The organism is Agromyces sp. NPDC004153 (assembly GCF_053603635.1).
On the sequence record NZ_JBSGFY010000001.1, the window covers coordinates 2,218,070 to 2,240,560 of the forward strand.

The window sequence follows — 22,491 nt, forward strand, 5'->3', positions numbered from 1 at the left end:
CTCTCGCCGATGCGGCCGACATCCGCGGGTGCGTTCAGTCGCCGCGACGGATGAACCGGGCCACGAGCTCCCCGATGAGCACGGCCGTGGCCGCCGGCCCGCGCGACGGCGCATCCGGCAGCATCGAGGTGTCGGCGACCCGCAGCCCGGCGACGCCGCGGACGCGGCCGGCCCCGTCGAGCACCGCGTTCGCGTCGTCGGCCCCACCCATCGGCACGCTGCCGCAGAGGTGGATCGCGGTGCCCAGGTGCGCGAGCATCCAGGCGTCGAGGGCCGCGTCGTCGTCGAGGTTGGCGTCGTCGAGCTCGGTGAGGCGCTCGAAGAGGTGGGCGAATGCCCGCGAGCGCAGCAGCGCCACGGCCGTGCGGATGCCGAGCCGCAGGCGCTCGCGGTCGTGCGGGGTCGAGAGGTACCGGTAGTCGATCCGCGGGTGGATGTCGGGGTCCGCGGATTCGAGCGTGATCGAGCCGCGCGCCGCCTCGCGCTGCAGGCCCACGAGCAGCACGAGATCGCGGCCGTGGGCGACCTGCTCGCGTACGCGGCGCAGCGAGGTCCCGCGCAGCGCGCGGGCGGTCGCGAGCGGATGCCGCAGCGCCGACCGCGCTCCACCGGCGACGGCGCTCGACGAGCCGGTGAGCAGGTGGCCCATGGTCGTCACGCACGCCATGATCTCGAGGTCGCCCGCGGCATCCGCGTCGGAGGAGGCGAAGTTCAGCGCGGTCGTGAACGTCTCGGGGGCGGTCGGGTCGACCACGTCGCGTCGAGCGCGCCAGCCGACGGAGAGGTCGGGGTGGTCGGTGAACGCGCGCCCCACGCCAGGTGCGTGAAGGACGACGGGCACGCCGACGCCCTCGAGCTGCGCGGCCGGGCCGATGCCCGACACGAGCAGCAGGTGCGGCGTGCCGATGCCGCCCGCGCTGAGCACGACCTCGTCCGCCTCGACGACGTGCGGCGCGTCCACGGCGCCACCGTGCCGAGCGCCCGACTCGACGACCTCGACCCCGATCGCTCGCGCTCCGTCGAACACGACGCGACGCACGCGGCATCCGCCCCGCACCTCGAGGTTCTCGCGGTCGCGCACGGGCGACAGGTACGCGAGCGCGGTGTTCACGCGCACCCCGTCGACGACGTTCTGCGGCACCGGGCCGACGCCCGCCGCGCCCGGTGCGTTCTTGTCGGCCTCCTCGGCGAACCCGAGCTCGACCGCCGCGGCGGTGAACGCGCGGGCCACCGGATTCCGCTGGGGGGCGCGGCGCACCGGCATGGGCCCGGCGTCGCCGTGGAACGGCCCGGCGCCGAGGTCGAGGTCGCGTTCGAGCTCGCGCAGCACGGGGAGGACGCGCTCGAACGACCAGTCGGGACCCGCGACCTCCGCCCAGCGCGCGAAGTCCTCGGGGCGCGCCCGCACGAAGTAGCCGCCGTTGATCGTCGACGAGCCGCCGACGATGCGGCCGCGCGCGATCGTGTACGGCAGGTCGGGCGTGAGGTGGCCGAGGTACGACCAGTTCGCCGGATGCCCCGGCATCGCGCCCTGCACGGTCGACGCGTCGAGCAGGTCGGCCGGGAACTCCTCGACGGTTCGCGGTGCCGGGCCCGCCTCGAGCAGCACGACGTGGTGCGACGGATCCTCGCTCAGCCGGGCGGCGAGCGCCGCGCCCGCGGCCCCGGCGCCCACGACGACCGTCGTGCGGGCGGGCCGTCGGCCGTCCGTCACGCGTGCGAGTCCCGGTGCGCGCGCACCACGTCGGTGTCGATCCGCTCGTCGATGAGCCGGAACGCCTCGTCGAGCAGGTCGAGCAGCTGCGCGTCGGCGTCGACGAGCCACTGCTCGTAGGCCGCGAGGCAGACCCCGAGGCAGGTCCACGCCATGGTCTGCGGGATGAGGTCGTCCTCGGGGAGTCCCAGCCGGCGGGCGACGTGCTCGGCGACGACCTGGCGCCACGACGCGTACCGCAGCGTCGAGTGCGCGAGCAGCGTGGGCACGTGCAGCAGCAGGTCCATGCGGCGGCGGTGGTACTCCCACTCCGACTCGGGGAAGCGGTTGAACTCGAGGATCGAGCGGCGCAGCTGCTCCATGAGCGGCAGGTCGTCGGGCAGCGACGCGAGGTGGCTGCGCATGCGGGCAAGGAGCACGTCGAAGTCGCCCCACGGCACGTCGTTCTTCGAGGGGAAGTAGCGGAAGAAGGTGCGGCGTCCGATGCCGGCCTCCCGGGCGATGTCGTCGACGGTCGTCGCGTCGAAGCCGCGCTCCATGAACATCCGCAGCGCCACGTGGCTGAGGTCGGCGTGCGTGGTGGACGGGGCGCGGCCGAGTCGTGGTCGCGTCGCGGCATCGTCGCCGGCGAACACCATCGCGGGAACCCCCTTCCCTAACGGCACTGAGTGTCATTAGTATCGCAATATCACGAGAGATCGCCAACGACGGCGATCGCACATGAGGAGCATCCCATGAGTCGAAGTGAAGAGCTCGTCGCACCGCAGGGTGAGGTCGAGGACGTGATCGAGACGGATTCCCTCGTCGAGGAGGTCTCGATCGACGGCATGTGCGGCGTGTACTGATCCCGCCATGACCGCCGTCGCACCCGACACCGCCTGGCAGCTCCACCCGCAGGTCTCGGTCCGGCCCGAGCCGTTCGGCGCGCTGCTCTACCACTTCGGCACCCGCAAGCTGTCGTTCCTGAAGGACCGCACGCTGCTCACCGTCGTCGAGGGGCTGGCGGATGCCGCAACCGCGCGCGAGGCGTGCGAGGCCGCCGGCGTGGCGCCCGAGCACCTCCCCACCTACCTGCGCGCGCTCGGCACGCTCGCCGAGTCGCGGATGCTCGTGGAGCGGGCCGCATGAGCATCGTCGAGGCGCCCGCCACCGGCATCCGCCCTGCAGCACCGCCGCCCGCGGCGATGCGACTGGTCGACCACTTCGAGCTCGGGCTCGACGCCCCCATCTGCCTCACCTGGGAGCTCACCTACGCGTGCAACCTGTCGTGCGTGCACTGCCTGTCGAGCTCGGGCCGCCGCGACCCGGGCGAGCTGAGCACCGAGGAGTGCAAGGCGGTCATCGACGAGCTCGAGCGCATGCAGGTGTTCTACGTGAACATCGGCGGCGGCGAGCCCACGGTGCGCAGCGACTTCTGGGAGCTCGTCGACTACGCGACGGCCCACCACGTCGGCGTGAAGTTCTCGACGAACGGCGTGAAGATCACGCCCGAGGTGGCCGCCCGGCTCGCCGCGAACGACTACGTCGACGTGCAGGTCTCCCTCGACGGCGCGACCGCCGAGGTGAACGACTTCGTGCGCGGACCGCGGTCGTACGAGACGGCGCTGCGCGCCATGCAGCACCTGTCCGATGCGGGGATGCGCAACTTCAAGCTCTCGGTCGTCTGCACCCGGCAGAACATCCCGCAGCTCGACGAGTTCAAGGCGATCGCCGACCGCTACGGCGCGCAGTTGCGACTCACGCGCTTGCGTCCCTCGGGGCGCGGCGCCGATGTCTGGGACGAGCTGCACCCGACGCGCGAGCAGCAGCGCGAGCTCTACGACTGGCTGGTCGCCCACGGCGACGACGTGCTGACGGGCGACTCGTTCTTCCACCTCTCGGCGTACGGGCAGGCGCTCCCCGGGCTCAACCTGTGCGGCGCCGGGCGCGTGGTGTGCCTCATCGACCCGATCGGCGACGTCTACGCCTGCCCCTTCGCGATCCACGAGGAGTTCCTCGCCGGCAACGTGCGCGGCGAGGGCGGCTTCCAGTCGGTGTGGCGCGACTCGTCGCTCTTCGCCGAGCTGCGCTCGCCGCAGTCGGGCGGTGCGTGCAGCTCGTGCCAGTTCTTCGACACGTGCAAGGGCGGATGCATGGCCGCGAAGTTCTTCACCGGCCTCCCGCTCGACGGGCCCGATCCCGAGTGCGTGCAGGGGTACGGCGAGCAGCTGCTCGCCGAGCGGTCGGAGACCCGCAGCATCCCCAGGCACGCCGGCGACCACTCGCACCGCACGACGCCGCCGCGTCCGCGAACCGGCATGGGTCCCGTACGGCTCACGCTCTCGCGACGCGAGGACCTGCAGGCGCCGCCCGTGAGCGCGTGCGCGGAGGACCCGCTCGCGGGCTTCGTGCCCGACGCGGCATCCGATCTCGAGACCGAACGAACGGGCGCCGACCGGCGCCACCAGGGAGGCATCCGCTCCGAACTCGCGTGAGGCCCTGCGCTCCGAGACGACCGCGATGACGCGGCCGCAGTGAGGCGTGCGCCCGCGGTGAGGCGGTTCGGCGTGCCCGGAACAGGAAGGGAGAGCACCGATGGGGATGCTCGACGGAAAGGTCGCCCTCGTCACGGGCGGATCTCGCGGCCAGGGACGCGCGCACGCCGTGACCTGTGCGAGGGAGGGCGCCGACGTCGTCATCGTCGACACGCTCGACCAGATCAGCTCGGTCGTCTACCCGATGGCCAGGCAGGAGGACATCGACGAGACCGTCCGCCAGGTCGAGGCGCTCGACCGTCGGATCGTGCCGGTCGTCGGCGACGTGCGCAAGCAGGGCGACCTGGACGCCGCAGTCGAGCGGGGCGTCGCCGAGCTCGGCCGGATCGACATCCTGATCGCGAACGCCGGCATCTTCTCGCTCGCGCCCGCGCACGAGCTCACCGACGAGCAGTGGGACGACATGATCGCCGTCAACCTCACCGGCGTCTGGAAGTCGGCCAAGGCGGTGCTCCCGCAGATGATGGAGCAGGGCGGCGGCTCGATCGTGATGACCTCGTCGATCAACGGGCTCGAGCCCGGTGCCAACTACGTGCACTACTGCGCCGCGAAGTTCGGCGTCGTCGGCGTCATGAAGACGCTCGCCCTCGAGTACGCGCCGCACGGCATCCGGGTGAACAGCGTCCACCCCGGCGCCGTGCTCACGCCCATGACGAGCTGGCAGGGCGCCTGGGACATGATGTCGGGCAAGCCGGCCGGTGAGGGCACCGAGGAGGACATGCTCGAGGCCGGCTACCACTTCCACGCGCTGAAGGGCGTCGGGTTCATGGACCCGCAGCGGATCGCGGATGCCGCGCTCTACCTCAACTCCGACCTCGCGTCGGCGGTCACCGGGGTCGCGCTTCCCGTCGACGCGGGCCACCTGCTCATCCCCGGCGTGAACGCGAACCCCGTCAAGTAGCGGGCGGAACGCCGAACACCACCCCCAACGAAGAACCCGAACAGGAAGGACATCGAGGACCATGGCTGGACGTGTGGAGGGCAAGGTCGCCTTCGTCACCGGAGCCGCTCGCGGACAGGGACGGTCGCACGCGCTGCGGCTCGCCGAGGAGGGCGCCGACATCATCGCGGTCGACCTCTGCGGACCCGTGCCCGGGCTGCAGTACTCGCATGCGACCGAGGAGGACCTGCAGGAGACGGTCCGGCAGGTCGAGGCGCTCGACCGCCGCATCGTGGCCCGCAAGGCCGACGTGCGCGATCGCGACGCCATGAAGGCGGCGATCGACGAGGGCGTGGCCGAGCTCGGCCGGCTCGACATCGTCGTCGGCAACGCGGGCATCTGCATCCTCGCCCCGTGGGACGAGGTCACGCCCGAGATCTGGAACGAGACGATCTCGATCAACCTCACCGGGGTGTTCAACACCGTGCAGCTCACGGCGCCGCACCTCATCGAGGCAGGCGGCGGATCGATCATCCTGACGAGCTCGGCGGCCGGCCTCAAGGGGCTGCCGTTCCTCACGCCGTACGTCGCGTCGAAGTTCGGCGTGACCGGGCTGACGAAGGCGTTCGCGCACGAGCTGGCGAAGCACAGCATCCGCGTGAACTCGCTGCACCCGACGGGCGTCGACACCGCGATGGGCGAGATGGGCGGCGAGTACCCGAGGCTGCTCGAGGGGAACGAGCGCCTGGCGGGCATGCTCACCAATTCGCTGCCCATCGACGTGACGGAGCCCCGCGACCAGTCGAACGCGGTGCTCTTCCTCGCGTCCGACGAGTCGCGCTACATCACCGCGATGGCCATGACGGTCGACGCGGGCAACACGCAGTACTGACGAACCGGAGCGGGAGATCCCCGCAGAGGGAAGGAGGCACGCGATGGGGCGTGTGGAAGGCAAGGTCGCGTTCATCACGGGCGCGGCGCGCGGACAGGGTCGCAGCCATGCGGTGCGACTGGCCCAGGAGGGCGCCGACATCATCGCGATCGACGTGTGCGAGGCGGTGCCGACGAACAACATCCCACCGGCCACCGAGGAGGACCTCGCCGACACGGTGCGCCAGGTCGAGGCGCTCGACCGGCGGATCGTCGCCTCGAAGGCCGACGTGCGCGACTACGACGCGCTGAAGGCCGCGGTCGACGCGGGCGTGGCGGAGCTCGGACGGCTCGACATCGTCGCGGCCAACGCGGGGATCGCCGGGACGCCGGCACAGGCGGCGGACATCCCCGACGACCACTGGACGACGATGATCGACATCAACCTGTCGGGCGTCTGGCACACCGCCAAGGCGACGATCCCGCACCTGCGGGCCTCGGGCGGCGGATCGATCATCATCACGAGCTCGGATGCGGGACTGTTCGCCTACCCGAACATGTCGCACTACGTCTCGGCCAAGCACGGGCTCGTCGGGCTCATGCGCACGCTGGCGCTCGAGCTCGCGCCCGACATGATCCGGGTGAACAGCGTGCACCCGACGACGGTCGCCACCGACATGGTGCTGAACGACTCGATCTACCGCCTGTTCCGGCCCGACCTCGAGAACCCGACGCAGGAGGACTTCGCGAACGCGGCGGTGGCGATGAACGCGCTGCCGATCCCGTGGGTCGAGGCGGTGGACATCTCGAACGCCGTGCTGTTCCTCGCGAGCGACGAATCGCGATACGTCACGGGAGTCCCCCTGCCGGTGGATGCCGGCGCACTGGTCAAGTAGCGACACGACGGAAGACGAGAACGGAGAACGAACATGGGACGACTCGACGGCAAGGTCGCGTTCATCACCGGCGCGGCCCGCGGGCAGGGCCGCAGCCACGCGCTGCGCATGGCGCAGGAGGGCGCGGACATCATCGCGGTCGACGTGGTGAAGCAGCTGCCCTCGGTGGAATACCCGATGTCCACGCCCGACGACCTCGCGGAGACCGTCCGCCAGGTCGAGGCGCTCGACCGGCGCATCGTGGCCCGCGAGGCCGACGTGCGCGACTACGGCGCCCTCAAGGCCGCGCTCGACGAGGGCGTCGCGGAGCTCGGGCGACTCGACATCGTCTCGGCGAACGCCGGCATCTTCTCGCAGGGCCGGGCCGACGAGCTCAGCGACGAGTCGTGGGACGAGATGATCGGCGTCAACCTCACGGGAGTGTGGCACACCGCCAAGGCGGCGATCCCGCACCTCCGGGCGGCGGGCGGTGGCGCCATCGTCATCACGAGCTCGACGGCGGGCATCCAGGGCTTCGAGAACTTCGCGCACTACGTGTCCGCGAAGCACGGCGTCGTGGGCCTCATGCGCACGCTCGCCCTCGAGCTCGCGCCCGACATGATCCGCGTCAACACCGTGCACCCCACGAGCGTCGACACCGACATGATCCAGAACGACATGCTCTACGCCCTCTTCGCGCCCGACCTCGAGCCGGCCGACCGCACGCGCGAGACGCTCGGCGACCGGTTCCAGGCGATGAACGCGCTGCCCGTGCCGTGGGTCGAGCCGGTCGACATCTCGAATGCGGTGCTCTGGCTCGCGTCCGACGAGGCGCGGTACGTGACGGGCGTCATGCTGCCGGTCGACGCCGGGTCGACGACGAAGTGAGGTGGGAGTGGTGACCGACACGACCCGAGCGGATGCCGCGCCGGGCGAGCTCGCGGCGAATCGCGAACGCATCGCGGCGCACATCGTCGGCCGAGAGCGCGAGCTCGAGCTGACGCTCGCCGCCGTCGCGGCCGGGCGCGACATCCTGCTCGAGGGACCGCCGGGCACCAGCAAGACGACGATGCTCACCGCCATCACGCAGGAGTGGGGCATCCCGCTGCTGTTCGTCGAGGGCAACGCCGACCTGACGCCGGCGAAGCTCGTCGGTCACCACAACCCCGCCCGCGTGCTGAAGGAGGACTACAGCCCCGACAACTTCGTGGCCGGCCCGCTCGTCGAGGCCATGCGCGAGGGCGGGTTCCTCTACATCGAGGAGTTCAACCGCGCACCCGAGGACACGCTCAACACGCTGCTCACGGCGATGGCCGACCGGTCGATCGCGGTGCCGCGTGTGGGCCGCATCGCGGCCAGGCCGACGTTCCGCGTCATCGCCTCGATGAACCCGTACGACAACGTCGGCACGACCCGGCTGTCGACGAGCGTGCACGACCGCCTCAACCGGCTCGCCGTCGACTACCAGGACGCGCCGAGCGAGGAGGCGATCGTGCGGCTGCGCACGGGCGCTCACGGCGCGGTCGGCGACCGGCTCGTCGTCGACGCGGTCGCGGTCACGCGGGCCACCCGGACGCACCCCGATGTGCGGCAGGGATCGAGCGTGCGCGGCGCGATCGACCTCGTGCTCGTCGCGATGAAGCTCGCCGAGCTGCGCGACCTCCGCTCGCCCGAGCAGGAGGGGTACGCCCAGCTCGTGTTCGACGCGATGATCGTGTCGCTGTCGGGCCGCATCCACCTCGACGAGGCGATCGAGACGACGCCCGAACGCGTGCTGCGCGAGATCTGGGAGGACCGCTTCATCCTGGAGCCGGCCACGGCCGCGCCGGGATGAAGGGAGGTCCCGGCCGACTCGCCGATCCGGCGCGAGCGCCCCGACCGGCGCACCGCGAACGGGGCGCCGCTCCGGCGACGACCCAAGCAGCTCGAGGAGGACCCCACCGTGTACGACGCCACCGCCGGATCCGGGGGTGCGCCGCTGCGCGCGTCGGGCGCGCGTGACGGCCGTCCGTCGGCGAAGCCGCTGCCCGGGAGCAGCGCGACGGGGTTCACCGACGAGGCGGCATCCGTCGTGGTCGCCGACGCGGATGCCGCGATCGACCCGCTCGCCCGTGCGCGGGCGCGGCAGATCGCCGCGCGACTCGCGGTGCGGCGGCCGCGTCGTGACGCCACGAGCCGGCGCGGCATCGGGGAGCTCGGCAGCATGCCGTATCGCGGCGGCTCCGACGAGATCGACCTCGATCGCACGATCGAGGTGCTCACCGAGCGGCCCGTTCCCGAGGACGAGGACATCGTCGTGCGCGACCGCATCCGCACGAAGCGCTCGGTCGTGCTCGCGGTCGACGTCTCGGGCTCGATGCGGGGCGAGCGGGTCGCGACCGCCGCGGCGACGGTCGGCGCGCTGGCCGGCGAGCTCGAGCACGACGACCTCGCGGTCATCGCGTTCTGGTCGGATGCCGCGATCCTGCTCAACCTCGGCGAGCCCGTGAAGCCCATGGACCTCCTCGACGCGATCATGCGGATGCCGGCGCAGGGCCTCACGAACGTGGCCTTCCCGCTGGAGCTCGCCGCGAAGCAGCTGTCCCGCGCGCCCGTGAAGGACGCACGCGTGGTGCTGCTGTCCGATTGCGTCCACAACGCGGGTCCCGACCCGCGCACGGTCGCCGCCCGACTCCCCAGGCTCGACGTGCTGCTCGACGCGAGCGGCGAGCGCGACGTCGAGCTGGGCCGCGACCTCGCGCGCCTCGGCCGGGGCACGCTCCACGTCGTGCAGGACTACCGGGGCGTCGCGCCGGCGGTGAGCGGGATGTTCGCCGCATGAGCCCGCCACCGGCATCCGCCGCACGCACGACCACCGCAGACGCACCCGCGAAGGGAGACGAACGATGAGCAACGACTGGTTCGAGACGGTCGCCGAGGCCCAACGGCGCGCGAAGCGCCGGCTGCCGAAGTCCGTATACGGGGCCCTCGTCGCCGGATCGGAGCGCGGCCTCACGATCGAGGACAACCTGGCGGCGTTCGCGGAGATCCAGTTCGCGCCGCACGTCGCCGGCCACCAGCCCGACCGCAGGCTGGACACCACCGTCATGGGCATCCCGATCTCGCTGCCCGTGATCATCTCGCCGACGGGCGTGCAGGCGGTGCATCCCGACGGCGAGGTCGCGGTCGCGCGCGCGGCGGCGAACCGCGGCACGATCATGGGCCTCAGCTCGTTCGCGTCGAAGCCGGTCGAGGAGGTCGTGGCCGCCAACGCGAACACGTTCTTCCAGGTGTACTGGAGCGGCAGCCGCGAGACGATGGTGCAGCGCCTCGACCGCGCCCGAGCAGCCGGGGCGAAGGGGCTCATCGCGACCCTCGACTGGTCGTTCTCGAACGGCCGGGACTGGGGGAGCCCATGGATCCCCGAGCGGCTCACGCTCAAGGCCGCGATGCGGTTCGCCCCGCAGGCCGTGACCCGGCCGGCATGGCTCACCGACTACCTGAAGACGGGCCACGTGCCCGATCTCACCACGCCGAACCTCGCACCGCCCGACGGCGGCCCCGCGCCGACGTTCTTCGGGGCGTACGGCGAGTGGATGTCGACGCCGCCGCCCACCTGGGAGGACGTCGCGTGGCTGCGGGAGGAGTGGGGCGGTCCGTTCCTGCTGAAGGGCGTCTCGCGCATCGACGACGCGAAACGCGCGGTCGACGCGGGCGTCACGGCGATCTCGGTGTCGAACCACGGCGGCAATAACCTTGATTCGACGCCCGCAACGATCCGCATGCTCCCGGGCATCGCGGAGGCGGTCGGCGGCCAGGTCGAGGTGCTCCTCGACGGCGGCATCCGGCGCGGCGGGGACGTCGCGAAGGCGCTCGCGTTCGGTGCGCGCGCCGTGATGATCGGTCGGGCGTACCTCTGGGGGTTGGCGGCGAATGGACAGGCGGGCGTCGAGAACGTGCTCGACATCCTGCGCGGGGGGCTCGACTCGGCGGTGCTCGGCCTCGGGCATCGCTCGATCGAGGAGCTCTCGCCTGCGGACTTCTACGTGCCGCCGGGGTTCCGCCGCGAGCTCGGCGCGGAGTCCGAGGCGGGGTCGGCCGCTGCCGCGACGAGGCCGGCCCGCAAGCCGGCCGCCCGCAAGCCCCGGCCGGCGACCCGGCGGACGCCCGAACCCGCCGAGCCACGCCCCGACGACGCGGTCGCGCTCGGCAACCTCTGAGGCGGCCGCGTGACCGGCACGGGCGCCGGCGCGCCACGACTCGTCGACCGACCGTGGCCCGAGGTGGGTCGCCCGGTCGTGCTGGTGCCCGTCGGCTCGACCGAGCAGCACGGTCCGCACCTGCCGCTCGACACCGACACCGTCGTGGCGTCGGTCGTCGCCGACGCGCTCGCCGATCGCCTCCGCACCGACGGCGTCGACGCGGTCGTGACGCCGGCCGTCGCCTTCGGCGCGAGCGGCGAGCACCAGGCGTTCCCCGGCACCACCTCGATCGGCACGCCGGCACTCACGTTCCTGCTGCTCGAGCTCGGCCGGTCGGCGTGCGAGTGGGCCGACCGCGTGGTGTTCGTGAACGGCCACGGCGGCAACGTCGAGGCCCTCGAGGCCGCCGTCCCGGTGCTCATCGACGAGGAGCGCGCGGTCGCGTGGCTGCCGTGCGTGCCGGATCCCGACGCCCTCGGTCCCGACGTGCCGATCGACGCGCATGCCGGGCGATCCGAGACGTCGATCGTGCTCGCGCTCGACCACGACCGCGTTCGGGCCGACCGCATCGAGCAGGGCAACGTCGCCCCGATCGGCGAGCTCATGCCCGCGCTGCGCGAGCACGGGATGCGACCCGTCGCGCCGAACGGCGTGCTCGGCGATCCGCGCGCGGCGTCGTCGGACGAGGGCGCCGCGCTCGTCGCGGCCATCGTCGACGAGGCGTGGGCGCGCCTCCAGGGCGGACGCGTCGACGCCCGCGGTCGGCTCGCACGGCCCGACAGCGAGCCGGGGCCCGACGTCGATCCGACCGCCGGGGCGGTGTCGTGACGGTACGCCTGCCCGACGGCTTCACCGTGCGACTCAACCGGCACACGCGGGTCGTCGACGACGGCGCGGTGCTCGTCGGGGGCTCACCGACCCGCATCTCGCGGCTGAAGCCGCTGGCCCGCGACCGCCTCCGCGACGGCGAGCTGAGGGTGACGGATGCCGCATCGCGCGCGCTCGCCGACCACCTCCTCGCGACGGGCATGGCCGACCCCGTCGTGCACGCGCTGCCGCCGGTGGACCTCGCCCTCGCGACGGTCGTGGTCCCCGTGCGCGATCGCGCACGCCAGCTCGACCGCCTCCTCGCCGGACTCGGCGGCGCGCTGCGGGTGATCGTGGTCGACGACGCGTCGGACGACGCGGCATCCGTTCGCGCCGTCGCCGAGCTGCACGGGGCCGAGGCCGTCGTGCTCGTTCGCAACCTCGGACCCGCGGCGGCGCGGAACGCCGGACTCGCCCGGGTGTCGACCCCGTACGTCGTGTTCGTCGACTCGGACGTCGTCGTGGAGCCCGACGCCATCGCGCTCATGCTGCGGCACTTCGCCGACCCGGGGCTCGCGATGGTCGCGCCGCGCGTGCTCGGCCTCGAGGGCCCCGATGCCAACTGGATCACCCGCTACGAGGACGCCCGATCGTCGCTCGACCTCGGCAGCGACTCCTCGAGCGTGCGGCCCCGGTCGCCGGTGACGTGGGTGTCGAGCACGTGCCTCGTCGCGCGCGTCGACGCGCTCGGCGACGGGTTCGACGCGGACATGCGGGTCGGCGAGGACGTCGACCTGGTCTGGCGCCTCGTGGACCGCGGGCTCCGCGTGCGGTTCGAGCCCGCCGCGACCGTCCGGCACGAGCACCGGTCGACCCTGCGCGCGTGGCTCGGCCGCAAGTTCTTCTACGGCACGGGAGCGAATCCGCTGGCCCAGCGGCACCCCGACGACATCGCGCCGGTCGTGCTGCCGCCGTGGGGTGCGGCCGTCCTCGTCGCGCTCGCGGCCCAGCGCCGGTGGTCCCTGCCCGTCGCCGCGATGGTGCTGATCGCCACGGTGCTGCGCATCGGGCGCCGGGCGACCGCGGTGCGGCATCCGTACCGCCTCGCGTCGCGACTCACGGCCTACGGGTTCATCGGGGCGATCGCGCAGGGCTTCGCGCTGCTGCTCCGGCACTGGTGGCCGCTGACCGCGATCGGATGCCTCATCTCACGGCGCGTGCGGCGGGCCGTGGTCATGGCGGCGCTCGCCGACACCGCGTGGGAGTTCGCCCGCACCAGGCCCCGCCTCGACCCGGTGCGCTTCGGCGTCGCGCGCCGCCTCGACGACGCGGCGTACGGGGCGGGCGTGTGGTGGAGCGCGATCCGGGGTCGCTCGGCGCGGGCGCTGCTGCCCGACGTGCGCCGTCGCGGTTGAGCCGTCTCGGGGCGGGGACTCAGCGGTTGGGCGTCCACCCGATCGCCGGGCCGACGTGCTCGGCGATCGCGGCGAGAAGTCGCGTGTTGTAGTCGACACCGAGCTGGTTCGGCACCGTGACGAGCAGCGTGTCGGCGGCCGCCACGGCCTTGTCGTTCGCGAGGTCCTCGGCGATCTCGTCGGGCTCGCCGATGTAGCTCTTGCCGAAGCGCGCGAGCCCGCCGTCGAGGAAGCCGACCTGGTCCTTGGTGTCGCTGCCGACCCGGGGGCCGAAGTACTCGCGGTCCTCGTCGCTCACGAGCGGGATCACGCTGCGCGACACCGAGACGCGCGGCGTTCGCTCCCAGCCGGCGGCCTCCCACGCGTCGCGGTAGAGCTGGATCTGCTCGTACTGCAGCTCGTCGAACGGCACGCCCGTGTCCTCGGTGAGCAGGGTCGAGCTCATGAGGTTCATGCCCTGCTCGGCGGTCCACTCGGCCGTGGCGCGGGTGCCGCTGCCCCACCAGATGCGGTCGGCGAGGCCGGGCGACTGCGGCTGGATCGGCAGCGCGGCCGTGGAGCCCGTCATCTGCGGGTTGCCGGCCACGACGCCCGCACCCGCGATCGCTGCGCGGAACACCTCGGTCTTCTGGCGCGCGAGGTCGGCGTCGGTCTCGCCCTCGGGCGGCACGAACCCGAACGCGTGCGATCCGTTCTGCGCGGGCTCGGGTGAACCGCGGCTCACGCCCAGCTGCAGCCGGCCCTCGCCGCCGGCGTGGGCGCTGATGAGGTCGGCGGCCGCGGCATCCTCGGCCATGTACAGCGGGTTCTCGTAGCGCATGTCGATGACGCCCGTGCCGATCTCGATGCGGCTCGTGCGGGCGCCGATCGCGGCGAGCAGCGGGAACGGGCTCGCGAGCTGCCGCGCGAAGTGGTGCACGCGGAAGAACGCGCCGTCGATGCCGAGCTCCTCGGCCGCGACCGCGAGCTCGATGGACTGCACGAGCGCATCGCGCCCCGAGCGAGTCGACGACTGCGGGGAGGGATGCCAGTGGCCGAACGAGAGGAATCCGATGCGCTGCTTCACGACGGGTACAGCATCCTGCGGCATCCGCTCATTCCCCTCTGCTGCGCGGCCGTGAGGAATAGGGCATCTGCCGGATGCCGGGCGGCCACCTCAGACAGGAGTCTAGGGTCAACCACGCACGGAACCGGAGTCGACATGTTGATCTCGGAACTCACCTTCCCGCACCTCGCCGAGGCCCGTGAGGCACAGCTCGCGCTGGAGCTCGAGCGCCGCAGGGTCGTGGCCGAACGACTCGCCGAGGCCTCGGCCGGCGCCGCTGCACCCGCGCGCCGTCGTCGTCGCGAGCGGATGCCGCGCTCCCGCGTCGCGGCGAACTCGCCCTGCCCGGCGTAGGCCTCAGCCCGCCGGCGTCGCGACGCCCTCGGCGACCCAGGCGACCGCCTCGTCCTGCCGGTCGATCGGGAACACGCGGAAGTCGCCCGGCACGAGGCCGCCGAGTGCGGTCGCGATGCCGGCGAGCACGTCGTGGTTCGTGACGAACGCGGCCCGGTTCCACGCCGACAGCGGGCGCCCGATGAGCTTCGCGTCCTCGAACATCGCGCCGACCGAGTAGTGGTCGAACTCCGGGCCGAGCACCACCACGCAGTTGATCTTCCCGCCGGAGGCGATCGCGGCGTCGAACGCCGGGTCGAGCACGTCGCGGTAGTCGGATGCCTCGATGGTGCCCACGGCCCGGAAGCCGATGACGCCGGCCGGCAGGCCCTCGAGCGGTTCGATCATGGTGTTCCCCTCCACCCCGGCGGGACCTCCGCCGGAAGGCCTCGCCCCGGACTCAGCCGAGCAGCTCCTCCACCCGGTTCGACGTCGGCATGCGCAGCCCGTCGAGCGCGATCGCGATGACGTCGTCGGCGAGGCGGTCGGCGTCCTCGGCGCCGCCCGGCCGGTACCACTCGACGATCGAGTTGATCATGCCGAAGAGCAGCCGCTCCACGACGCGCACGTCGATGTCGCTGCGCAGCGAGCCCTCGGCCTGCGCCTCGGACACGAGCGCCGTGACCCGCTTGTCGAACGCGCGCCGGCGGGCGAGCGCGCGTCGCTCCACCTCGGTGTTGCCGCGGACGCGCAGCAGCAGCGTCACGTAGGGCAGCTTCTCGACGAGCACGTGCACGGCGCCGCGCAGCACGTGGTCGAGCCGGTCGGCGGCGCGGCCGTGCGCGGCATCCGATTGCTCGAGGACCCCCTCGAGCGCGCCGAGCGCCGTGTCGAGGGCGCGGTCGAGGATCTCGTCCTTCGACGCGAAGTGGTGGTAGATCGCGGACTTCGACAGGCCGAGCCGGTCGGCGAGCACGCCCATCGACGTCGCGTCGTAGCCGTACTGGTTGAACGCGGCGACGGCGACGTCGAGGATGCCCTGCTGGTCGTAGCCGGGGCGTCCCCGTCGGAGGCTTCCGTTCTCTGACATCGCCCCCAGTCTCCCATCGGATGCGTCGCGATCAGCGCAGGTCGTAGACCCGCTTGTACTTGCCCTCGCTGCGCGGCAGTGCGCCGGGCTCCTCGAGCTGCACGGCGACGGTCGAGCCGACGTGCACCTTGATGCGCTGCGCGAGCACGACCGCGGCGGCCTCGCACGTCTCGACCGAGAGGTCGGGATGCCGCTCGATCCGCACCTTCAGCGCGTCCATGCGGCCCTCCTTCGAGAGCTCGAGCACGAAGTGCGGCGTGAGCTGCTCGATGCCGAGCACGAGCTCCTCGATCTGCGTGGGGAACAGGTTCACGCCGCGCAGGATGATCATGTCGTCGTTGCGACCCGTGATCTTCTCCATGCGGCGCATGCCGGGGCGGGCGGTGCCGGGCAGCAGGCGCGTGAGGTCGCGCGTGCGGTACCGGATGACCGGGAACGCCTCCTTGGTGAGCGAGGTGAACACGAGCTCGCCGAGCTCGCCGTCGGCCAGCACCGCGCCGGTGTCGCCGTCGATGATCTCGGGCAGGAAGTGGTCCTCCCAGAGGTGGGGGCCGTCCTTCGTCTCGAGGCACTCGTTGCCGACGCCCGGTCCCATGACCTCGCTGAGTCCGTAGATGTCGAGCGCGTCGAGGCCGAGCCGCTGCTCGAGCTCGTGGCGCATCTCGTTCGTCCACGGCTCGGCGCCGAGCACGGCGACCTTCAGCGAGGTCGAGCGCGGGTCGATGCCCTGCTCGACCATCGCGTCGGCGATCGTGAGCAGGTAGCTCGGCGTGCAGAGGATCGCGTCGGGCTCGAAGTCCTGGATGAGCTGCACCTGGCGCGCGGTCTGGCCGCCCGACATCGGGATGACGGTCGCGCCGAGCTTCTCGATGCCCGCGTGGGCGCCGAGGCCGCCGGTGAAGAGGCCGTAGCCGTAGGCGTTGTGCACCTTCATGCCGGGTCGGATGCCGCTGGCCCGCAGCGAGCGCGCCACGAGCGTCGCCCAGCGGTCGAGGTCGCCGGCGGTGTAGCCGACCACGGTCGGCCGACCGGTGGTGCCGCTCGACGCGTGGATGCGCGCGACCCGCTCCATGGGCACGGCGAACATGCCGAAGGGGTAGGTCTCGCGCAGGTCGGCCTTCGTCGTGAACGGCAGCTTCGCGACATCCGCCAGCGAACGGATGTCGTCGGGGTGCACGCCGGCCTCGTCGAACTTGCGCGTGTAGAGCGGCACGTGCTCGTAGGCGTGCCGCACGGTCTGCTGCAGCCGCTCGAGCTGGAGCGCCTCGATCTCGGCGCGGGACATCCGCTCCTCGGGGTCGAGGTCGGCGGCGGGCACGGGCTCGAGGCCCGAGATGCTGGGGGAGATGGTCGTCGTCGACACGGGTGGCTCCGAGGGTTCAGATCGTTCGGTTCGTGGAGATGGATCGGCCGCGGAACTCGGCGACCGCGTCGCCGTGCTCGTCGACGACCGTGACGTCGTAGAGTCCGGTGCGGCCCGACCGGGTGCGGCGGACGGCGGTCGCGGTGAGGGTCTGCCCCGCGCGAGTGGACTTCAGGAACGTGATGTCGGCGCCCGCCGCGACGGTGACGGTGTCGTCCTCGTTGCAGGCGATGGCGAAGGCCGTGTCGGCCAGGGTGAAGACGAGGCCCCCGTGGGTGATGTGGAAGCCGTTCGTCATGTCCTCGCGCACGCGCATGGACACGACCGCGTGACCGGGGTCGTCGCGCTCGACGACCATGCCGAGGGCGGCGGACGCGAGGTCGCGGTCCATCATGGCGCGATTCGCCCGGCTCGCGGCATCCGTCATGGCGTCGGTCGTGGCATCCGTCATGCGCTGCTCCTCGTCGAGTTGCGCGCCGTTGCTGCGGCGCTGAAGATGACTATATACTAACTGAACGATCGGTTAGTAATACCGGATGCCTCGGCGTACCTGCCCGGCCCGGATTCCGCCAGAACACAGGAGTCGACGATGACCGCACCCGCAGACCTCAGCGTCGCCAGTCGTGAGGAGCACGACGAGGCCGCCCAGGCGCTGTTCGACGACCTCATCGCCAAGGACTCGCGCATCGAGCCGCGCGACTGGATGCCCGAGGCGTACCGCAAGACGCTCATCCGCCAGATCAGCCAGCACGCGCACTCCGAGATCATCGGCATGCAGCCCGAGTCGAACTGGATCACGCGCGCGCCGAGCCTGAAGCGGAAGGCGATCCTCATGGCCAAGGTGCAGGACGAGGCGGGCCACGGGCTCTACCTCTACTCGGCGGCGCAGACGCTCGGCATTTCGCGCGAGGAGATGATGCTCCAGCTCATCGAGGGCCGGGCGCGCTACTCGTCGATCTTCAACTACACGACGCCGACCTGGGCCGACATGGGCGCCATCGGGTGGCTCGTCGACGGCGCGGCGATCTGCAACCAGGTGCCGCTGTGCCGTGCGTCCTACGGTCCGTACGGCCGCGCGATGGTGCGCATCTGCAAGGAGGAGTCGTTCCACCAGCGGCAGGGCTTCGAGATCCTCCTCGAGCTCATGCAGGGCACCGAGGCGCAGCGCGAGATGGCGCAGGACGCCGTGAACCGCTGGTACTGGCCGAGCCTCATGATGTTCGGCCCGCCCGACGACGAGTCGCCGAACTCGGCGCAGTCGATGGCGTGGAACATCAAGCGCTTCTCGAACGACGACCTGCGGCAGCGCTTCGTCGGCATGCTCGTGCCGCAGGCCGAGGTGCTCGGCGTGACGCTGCCCGATCCGAACCTGGCGTGGAACGAGGAGGCCGGGCGGTACGACATGAGCGAGATCGACTGGGACGAGTTCCACGAGGTGCTCGCCGGCCGCGGCCCGGCCAACGCCGAGCGCCTGCGCCGCCGGCGCGAGGCCCACGAAGACGGTGCCTGGGTGCGCGAGGCGGCCGCCGAGTACGCCCGCAAGCAGGCCGAGCGCGAGAAGGCGGTGGCGTGATGTCGACTCCCGGTGAGACGGGCACCGAGGCCTGGCCCCTCTGGGAGGTCTTCGTGCGGGCCAACCGCGGCCTCAGCCACGTGCACGTCGGGTCGCTGCACGCGCCCGACGCCGACATGGCCGTGCGCAACGCGCGCGACCTCTACACGCGCCGCAACGAGGGCATCTCGATCTGGGTCGTGCCCGCCGATGCGATCACCACGAGCGACCCCGACGCGAAGGGCGCGTTCTTCGAGAGCCCGGCCGGCAAGAACTACCGCCACGCGGTGTACTACACGAAGTCCGAGGGGGTGAAGCACCTGTGAGCGACCACCAGGACGCGCACGGCGACGTCTCCGTCGACCAGGTCGAGCTCGTCGAGGAGCTCGCGGGCGCCGGCGCCGAGGGCCACGGCGCGGTCGCGTCGGCGGATGCCGCGGAGTACGCGATGCGGCTCGGCGACGACGCCCTCGTGCTCGCCCAGCAGCTCGGCATGTGGATCACCCGCGCGCCCGAGCTCGAGGAGGACGTGGCGCTCGGCAACATCGGCCTCGACCTCATCGGCCACGCCCGGTCGCTGCTGCACTACGCGGGCAGCGCAACCGGCCGCAGCGAAGACGACCTCGCCTACTGGCGCGACGAGCCGGAGTGGCGCAACGCGTGGATCTTCGAGCAGCCGAACGGCGACTTCGCGCACACGATCGCACGGCAGCTCGTGGTGTCGACCTACCTGCTCGAGCTCTACGGCGAGCTCTCGGCGTCGACCGACCCGACCCTCGCGGCGATCGCGGCGAAGGCGGCCAAGGAGGTCGACTACCACCGCGACCACGCCGTGCAGTGGACGCTCCGCCTCGCGCACGGCACCGACGAGTCGCGTCGCCGCATGATCGTGGCGATCGCCGACACCTGGCCCTACCTCGACGAGCTCTTCGAGGACGACGAGCTCACCGAGCGCCTCGCCGCCGCCGGGGTGGCTGTGCTGCCGTCGACGCTGCGCGACCGGTTCGACGAGGTCATCGCCGCGGTGCTCGCCGAGGCCGAGCTCGAGCCGCCGACCGGGCGCACGGCGTTCATCGCCGCCGGCCGCGGGCGCTCCGGCAGCCACACCGAGCACCTCGGTCCGCTGCTCGCGGAGATGCAGGTGCTCGCCCGCCAGCACCCGGGGGCGTCGTGGTGAGCGCGGTCGTTCGTCGAGTAGCGACGCCGCAGGCGACGCGTATCGAGACGCAGTCCGTCGCCCGGCCGATGCCGAGCGACCCGATGGCCCGACGCGCCTGGGAGGTCGCCGCCACCGTGACCGACCCCGAGATCCCCGTGCTCACGATCGAGGACCTCGGCGTGCTGCGCTCGGTCGAGGTCGGCGACGACGGCGCCGTGCGCGTGCAGCTGACCCCCACGTACAGCGGATGCCCCGCGCTCGACGCGATGCGCGACGACGTGCTCGTGGCGCTCACCCACGCCGGCTACGACGAGGTGCAGGTCGACCTCGTGCTCGCGCCCGCGTGGACGACCGACTGGATGAGCGACGCCGGCAAGGAGAAGCTGCGCCGCTACGGCATCCAGGCGCCGACCGGGCAAGCCGCCGCGAAGCAGGGCCCCGTGCGCCTGCAGCTCGCGGTGAAGTGCCCGCGATGCGACTCGCTGAACACCCGCGAGCTCGCCCGCTTCGGCTCGACGTCGTGCAAGGCGCTCTACGAGTGCCGCGACTGCCTCGAGCCCTTCGACTACTTCAAGGTGCTCTGATGGCCGCGCGCAACCTGGGGTCGACGGGACTCGGATTCGGCACGTCGACCGCCCCCGCCCCGAGCACCGCGCAGCCCGCGGACGCCTCCGTCGCCGAGGCGTTCCTCGCCTCCACGGTCGGCGGCGAACACCTCGCGAAGCGCCATCGCGCGCGGTTCCACGAGCTCGCGGTCGCCGAGGTGCGGCCGCTCACGGCCGACGCCGTCGAGGTGACCTTCACGGTGCCCGAGGAGCTCGCCGACGACTACACCTACCTGCCCGGCCAGTACGTCGCGCTCCGCAAGGAGCTCGACGGGCACGAACGCCGCCGGAGCTACTCGATCTGCCGGCCGCCCGAGCGCGGCAGCATCTCGGTCGCCATCAAGCGCGACCTCGGCGGCATCTTCTCGTCGTGGGCGAACTCCGAGCTGCAGGCGGGCGACACGCTCGACGTGATGAGCCCGCAGGGCACGTTCACCTCGACGCTCGACGCCCTCGACGGCAAGCACATCGTCGGCATCGCCGCCGGCAGCGGCATCACGCCGCTCATGGCGCTCGCGCACACCGTGCTCTCGCGCTCGGCGACGGCGGAGTTCGAGCTCGTCTACACGAACCGCTCGACGCTCGACGTGATGTTCCTCGAGGAGCTCGCCGAGCTGAAGGACCGCTACCCGTCGCGACTTGCCGTGCACCACGTGCTCTCGCGCGAGCAGCGCACGGCGCCGCTCCTGTCGGGCCGCATCGACGCGGAGAAGCTCGGCACGATGCTCGACGTGCTCATCCGGCCCGAGACGGTCGATGAGTGGTTCCTCTGCGGGCCGTTCGAGCTCGTGCAGCTCGCCCGCGACACCCTCGCGGCGAAGGGCGTGCCGGTCGACCACGTGCGCTACGAATTGTTCACGACCGACGCCGACCGCGTCGAGCCGCGGCACGGGCGCCCCGTCGAGGTGAAGCAGGGCGAGGAGACCGTCGCGATCGAGTTCACGCTCGACGGGCAGTCCTCGACGGTCGAGAGCCCCGTGTCGGCGAACGAGTCGATCCTCAACGCTGCGCTGCGCGTGCGTCCCGACGTGCCGTTCGCGTGCGCGGGCGGCGTGTGCGGCACGTGCCGGGCTCGCCTCGTCGAGGGCAGCGTGAACATGACCGAGAACTACGCCCTGGAGCCCGACGAGCTGGAGCGCGGCTACGTGCTCACCTGCCAGTCGCACCCGAAGTCCGACCGCGTGGTCGTCGACTACGACGTCTGACCCCGGTACCCTGCGAGCGGGCCCGACACCGACGTCGGGCCGCGCCCCCACGAAGGAGCATCATGATCGAACTCAGCGTTGCCGACGGCGTGGCGGAGGTCGTGCTGAACGCCCCCGAGAAGCTCAACGCGCTCGACGTCGCGGCGCTCGCCGAGCTGACCGAGGCGTACGCGTCGGCCGAGCGCGCGGCCGAGGCGGGCGACGTGCGGGCGCTCGTGCTGCGCGGCGAGGGTCGCGCGTTCTGCGCCGGCCGCGACATCTCGGGCGTCGACCCGCGCGATGACGACGTGATCGGGTACCTCGGCGGGCGCGTGCAGCCGCTGCTCGAGCGCATGGCATCCTTCCCGGCTCCCACGTTCGCCGTCGCGCACGGCGCGTGCCTCGGTGTCGGGCTCGGACTGCTCATCGCGAGCGACATCGTGTACGTCGCCGACACCGCGAAGATCGGCTCGCCGTTCGCCAACCTCGGGGCGACCCTCGACTCGGGCGGCCACGCGCTGTTCTTCGAACGGCTCGGCGCGCACAGGACCATGGACCTCATCGTCACGGGCCGGCTCATGTCGGGCACCGAGGCGGTCGCCGCGGGCCTGTTCTCGCAGGTGTTCCCCGCCGACGACGTGACGGATGCCACCCGCGCAGCGGCCCGCGCCGCGGCATCCGGGGCCACCCAGGCGTTCGTGGCGTCGAAGTCGCTCATCGCGTCGCTGCGCGACGACCGCCTCGGGCTCTGGCAGTCGATGGACCAGGAGAACCGGGCGCAGGCGGCCCTGTGCGACACCGACGACTATCGCGAGGGCTTCGCGGCGTTCCAGCAGAAGCGCAGGCCGGAGTTCACCGGCCGCGGCTGAGCCCCGTTCGCGGCG

At 72.1% G+C, this 22,491-nt stretch carries 26 protein-coding genes; 19 read left to right on the forward strand and 7 right to left on the reverse strand.

Translation table 11 applies throughout. The features are described 5' to 3' along the window. Positions 1-34: 34 nt before the first annotated feature. Positions 35-1,714 carry a GMC family oxidoreductase N-terminal domain-containing protein gene (locus ACWEOH_RS10445; RefSeq protein WP_452030660.1) on the reverse strand — a complete coding sequence of 560 codons (1,680 nt, stop codon included), beginning with the start codon at positions 1,712-1,714 and terminating at the stop codon, positions 35-37. Next, entirely contained in the window at positions 1,711-2,352 is a 642-nt protein-coding gene (mftR, locus tag ACWEOH_RS10450; RefSeq protein ID WP_452030662.1) for a mycofactocin system transcriptional regulator, read from the reverse strand. Before mftR ends, ACWEOH_RS10445 begins: the two co-directional genes overlap by 4 nt. A 96-nt stretch (positions 2,353-2,448) precedes the next feature. Between mftR and mftA the strand changes: the two genes are divergently transcribed. The 12 genes from mftA (at position 2,449) to mftF (ending at position 13,276) form a co-directional block, all read left to right on the forward strand. Beyond that, a complete protein-coding gene (mftA, locus tag ACWEOH_RS10455) occupies positions 2,449-2,559 on the forward strand; it encodes a mycofactocin precursor MftA (RefSeq protein WP_130353870.1) in 111 nt (36 codons plus the stop codon). A gap of 7 nt (positions 2,560-2,566) precedes the next feature. Next, positions 2,567-2,842, forward strand: coding sequence for a mycofactocin biosynthesis chaperone MftB (gene mftB, locus ACWEOH_RS10460; RefSeq protein WP_452030664.1), 276 nt, complete (start codon positions 2,567-2,569; stop codon positions 2,840-2,842). After that, positions 2,839-4,188, forward strand: coding sequence for a mycofactocin radical SAM maturase (gene mftC, locus ACWEOH_RS10465; protein WP_452030665.1), 1,350 nt, complete (start codon positions 2,839-2,841; stop codon positions 4,186-4,188). The genes mftB and mftC overlap by 4 nt, the downstream gene beginning before the upstream one ends. 100 nt (positions 4,189-4,288) lie before the next feature. Beyond that, a complete protein-coding gene (locus tag ACWEOH_RS10470) occupies positions 4,289-5,149 on the forward strand; it encodes a mycofactocin-coupled SDR family oxidoreductase (protein WP_452030667.1) in 861 nt (286 codons plus the stop codon). A 61-nt stretch (positions 5,150-5,210) separates the two neighbouring features. Continuing rightward, on the forward strand, positions 5,211-6,020 hold the full coding sequence (locus tag ACWEOH_RS10475) for a mycofactocin-coupled SDR family oxidoreductase (RefSeq protein WP_452030668.1): 810 nt from the start codon (positions 5,211-5,213) through the stop codon (positions 6,018-6,020). A gap of 43 nt (positions 6,021-6,063) precedes the next feature. Beyond that, positions 6,064-6,894 carry a mycofactocin-coupled SDR family oxidoreductase gene (locus ACWEOH_RS10480; RefSeq protein ID WP_352175294.1) on the forward strand — a complete coding sequence of 277 codons (831 nt, stop codon included), beginning with the start codon at positions 6,064-6,066 and terminating at the stop codon, positions 6,892-6,894. Positions 6,895-6,927: 33 nt separating this feature from the next. Then, positions 6,928-7,761: a mycofactocin-coupled SDR family oxidoreductase gene (locus ACWEOH_RS10485; protein ID WP_452030671.1), complete on the forward strand. Its 834-nt coding sequence runs from the start codon at positions 6,928-6,930 to the stop codon at positions 7,759-7,761. Between the two features lie 10 nt (positions 7,762-7,771). After that, complete coding sequence (locus tag ACWEOH_RS10490; protein ID WP_452030673.1) at positions 7,772-8,707, forward strand: AAA family ATPase; 936 nt, start codon at positions 7,772-7,774, stop codon at positions 8,705-8,707. Positions 8,708-8,815: 108 nt separating this feature from the next. Continuing rightward, on the forward strand, positions 8,816-9,694 hold the full coding sequence (locus ACWEOH_RS10495) for a vWA domain-containing protein (protein ID WP_452030675.1): 879 nt from the start codon (positions 8,816-8,818) through the stop codon (positions 9,692-9,694). A gap of 64 nt (positions 9,695-9,758) precedes the next feature. Then, the gene (gene mftD / locus ACWEOH_RS10500) at positions 9,759-11,072 is read left to right on the forward strand and encodes a pre-mycofactocin synthase MftD (RefSeq protein ID WP_452030676.1); all 1,314 of its coding nucleotides are present in this window, start codon (positions 9,759-9,761) and stop codon (positions 11,070-11,072) included. Between the two features lie 9 nt (positions 11,073-11,081). After that, positions 11,082-11,882: a mycofactocin biosynthesis peptidyl-dipeptidase MftE gene (gene mftE, locus ACWEOH_RS10505; RefSeq protein WP_452030678.1), complete on the forward strand. Its 801-nt coding sequence runs from the start codon at positions 11,082-11,084 to the stop codon at positions 11,880-11,882. Beyond that, a complete protein-coding gene (gene mftF / locus ACWEOH_RS10510) occupies positions 11,879-13,276 on the forward strand; it encodes a mycofactocin biosynthesis glycosyltransferase MftF (protein WP_452030680.1) in 1,398 nt (465 codons plus the stop codon). Before mftE ends, mftF begins: the two co-directional genes overlap by 4 nt. A gap of 19 nt (positions 13,277-13,295) precedes the next feature. Here the strand turns inward: mftF and ACWEOH_RS10515 are convergent, their stop codons facing one another. Beyond that, positions 13,296-14,366 (reverse strand): LLM class flavin-dependent oxidoreductase, encoded by a 1,071-nt coding sequence (locus tag ACWEOH_RS10515; RefSeq protein WP_452030683.1) that lies wholly within the window; start codon positions 14,364-14,366, stop codon positions 13,296-13,298. A 111-nt stretch (positions 14,367-14,477) separates the two neighbouring features. On the opposite strand from ACWEOH_RS10515, the gene ACWEOH_RS10520 reads away from it, so the two are divergent. Further along, positions 14,478-14,675: a hypothetical protein gene (locus tag ACWEOH_RS10520; RefSeq protein WP_452030685.1), complete on the forward strand. Its 198-nt coding sequence runs from the start codon at positions 14,478-14,480 to the stop codon at positions 14,673-14,675. A gap of 3 nt (positions 14,676-14,678) precedes the next feature. Here the strand turns inward: ACWEOH_RS10520 and ACWEOH_RS10525 are convergent, their stop codons facing one another. From ACWEOH_RS10525 to paaI, 4 genes are all read right to left on the reverse strand, one after another. Further along, positions 14,679-15,062 (reverse strand): STAS/SEC14 domain-containing protein, encoded by a 384-nt coding sequence (locus ACWEOH_RS10525; RefSeq protein ID WP_452030687.1) that lies wholly within the window; start codon positions 15,060-15,062, stop codon positions 14,679-14,681. Positions 15,063-15,114: 52 nt separating this feature from the next. Further along, complete coding sequence (locus tag ACWEOH_RS10530) at positions 15,115-15,744, reverse strand: TetR/AcrR family transcriptional regulator (RefSeq protein ID WP_452030689.1); 630 nt, start codon at positions 15,742-15,744, stop codon at positions 15,115-15,117. A 31-nt stretch (positions 15,745-15,775) separates the two neighbouring features. Continuing rightward, a complete protein-coding gene (gene paaK, locus ACWEOH_RS10535) occupies positions 15,776-17,029 on the reverse strand; it encodes a phenylacetate--CoA ligase PaaK (protein ID WP_452031910.1) in 1,254 nt (417 codons plus the stop codon). Positions 17,030-17,123: 94 nt separating this feature from the next. After that, the gene (paaI, locus tag ACWEOH_RS10540; protein ID WP_148733395.1) at positions 17,124-17,558 is read right to left on the reverse strand and encodes a hydroxyphenylacetyl-CoA thioesterase PaaI; all 435 of its coding nucleotides are present in this window, start codon (positions 17,556-17,558) and stop codon (positions 17,124-17,126) included. A 138-nt stretch (positions 17,559-17,696) separates the two neighbouring features. Between paaI and paaA the strand changes: the two genes are divergently transcribed. From paaA to ACWEOH_RS10570, 6 genes are all read left to right on the forward strand, one after another. After that, positions 17,697-18,680: a 1,2-phenylacetyl-CoA epoxidase subunit PaaA gene (paaA, locus tag ACWEOH_RS10545; protein WP_452030691.1), complete on the forward strand. Its 984-nt coding sequence runs from the start codon at positions 17,697-17,699 to the stop codon at positions 18,678-18,680. Next, on the forward strand, positions 18,680-18,985 hold the full coding sequence (paaB, locus tag ACWEOH_RS10550) for a 1,2-phenylacetyl-CoA epoxidase subunit PaaB (RefSeq protein WP_452030693.1): 306 nt from the start codon (positions 18,680-18,682) through the stop codon (positions 18,983-18,985). Before paaA ends, paaB begins: the two co-directional genes overlap by 1 nt. Continuing rightward, on the forward strand, positions 18,982-19,836 hold the full coding sequence (paaC, locus tag ACWEOH_RS10555) for a 1,2-phenylacetyl-CoA epoxidase subunit PaaC (protein WP_452030695.1): 855 nt from the start codon (positions 18,982-18,984) through the stop codon (positions 19,834-19,836). The genes paaB and paaC overlap by 4 nt, the downstream gene beginning before the upstream one ends. A gap of 83 nt (positions 19,837-19,919) precedes the next feature. Then, complete coding sequence (gene paaD, locus ACWEOH_RS10560; protein ID WP_452030696.1) at positions 19,920-20,402, forward strand: 1,2-phenylacetyl-CoA epoxidase subunit PaaD; 483 nt, start codon at positions 19,920-19,922, stop codon at positions 20,400-20,402. Further along, a complete protein-coding gene (gene paaE, locus ACWEOH_RS10565) occupies positions 20,402-21,628 on the forward strand; it encodes a 1,2-phenylacetyl-CoA epoxidase subunit PaaE (protein WP_452030697.1) in 1,227 nt (408 codons plus the stop codon). Before paaD ends, paaE begins: the two co-directional genes overlap by 1 nt. A 62-nt stretch (positions 21,629-21,690) precedes the next feature. Further along, positions 21,691-22,476, forward strand: a complete 786-nt coding sequence (locus tag ACWEOH_RS10570; RefSeq protein WP_452030699.1) for an enoyl-CoA hydratase/isomerase family protein — start codon at positions 21,691-21,693, stop codon at positions 22,474-22,476. Positions 22,477-22,491 lie beyond the last annotated feature (15 nt).